At 32.1% G+C, this 1,531-nt stretch carries 1 protein-coding gene; it reads left to right on the forward strand.

Annotated elements, in window-relative coordinates; genetic code table 11:
• The first annotated feature begins 550 nt into the window (after positions 1–550).
• Positions 551–1,414: a serine/threonine protein kinase gene (locus V7183_RS13180; protein WP_335359814.1), complete on the forward strand. Its 864-nt coding sequence runs from the start codon at positions 551–553 to the stop codon at positions 1,412–1,414.
• The last annotated feature ends 117 nt before the right edge of the window (positions 1,415–1,531 follow it).

A 1,531-nucleotide genomic window follows, 5' to 3' on the forward strand; every position in this document is an offset into this window, starting at 1 on the left:
ACTTCCATTAGTTCAAGAACTTTTAAAAGCATTTATGTAAGTTTATCATTCAGCAATTATTTATAAGAATTATCATACAAATGATCTGTATATCAACAATGAATTGATATGCAGATCATTTGCGTGAACAATGCACAAAAAATCCCCACACAAAGTGCAGGGATCAAAAGTAAACCTTTCATTTAGATGAACAACTTCATAGTAATACATTCATTCTCCGCCAATTTGATCTGTCTGTAGGGATTAACCGAGACACATGTAAAATTAGGTCACAGGAATACATAATTTATTTCAGTTGCTAAGATAGAAAATTCTAATATAGTTGTTTAAAAAAGATGGTGTGATTTGGAATTTTACACCATCTTTTTTTGTTATCCTGTATAATAAAAAAAGAATATTTCGATAGTTTTCGAGTGTGAATAAGGACGGCTATTTGAAAGGAGTGATGTTTGATGAAAAAACAGAAGAAAATAAAATATGAGGTAAAAACAATTTGAGTATGCGTATCATGCCTCTATAAACTACGTTCGCTCAAAGTTAGGAGCAGCTCGTGATAAATATCGCAATAGGAAAAAATCAATACCCTATAACAATAGCTGAGTATCATAATTTTAATTGGTTAAAGGATGTAGAAGTGTTTACTGTTTTTGATCAGCACGATTCAGGTAATATTAGCTTTGGTATTATTGAAAATGGGCAGCGTTACTTTTTGAAGTATGCTGGTGCACGCAATTTAGAATACAAGGGCAATGTAGAGGATGCAATCCAACGATTAATGAAGGCAAAAGAAGTGTATGAACAAATTCAACATCCTTTGCTAGTCTCATATATTAATTCCATTCAAATGGAAAATGGATTTTGCTTAAGGTTTCATTGGGTTGATGTGGAATGCATGCACAACCATTGGGATTTTACACCGTATGAAAAGTACCATGCACTACATTCACCGTTTGTGAAGCTAAGACAACTATGTGTGACTAAACGACTCAGCATATTGACACAAATTTTTGAATTTGCAGCGTATGTTGAGTCATTAGGATACGTCATGGTTGATTTTTATGACGGTAGCATTTTATATAATTTTGAGCAATCAAAGCTTACGATTTGTGATATTGATTTCTTTCAAAAAGCACCTGTATTCAATAAAATCGGGGAGGATTTTTGGGGATCAAGTCGCTTCAAAGCACCTGAGGAATACGAACTACATGCACAAATTACAAGTGAAACGAATGTGTATGTATTAGCAGGAATTGCTTTTGCCTTTATAGGTGGAAAAAGTGATAAAGGCTATGAAAAATGGGAAAGTACACAAGACTTATATAATGTATGTAAAAAAGCTCTACATAAAGAAAAAGCTAAAAGATATCCTACTATTCAAGCATTTTATGAAACGTGGCTTGCATATATAGAATAAATAATCAGAGGCTAGTTTTCATTAAGACCCTTTAAAATTATAGAACTTTATTATTCTTCAAAATAACAAGTTGCTGCACTATTATTCAAATTTCAAATAATTTTAATGGCCTACTGT

It is taken from the genome of Bacillus sp. JJ1127, assembly GCF_036965845.1.
Lineage (GTDB): Bacteria > Bacillota > Bacilli > Bacillales > Bacillaceae_G > Bacillus_A.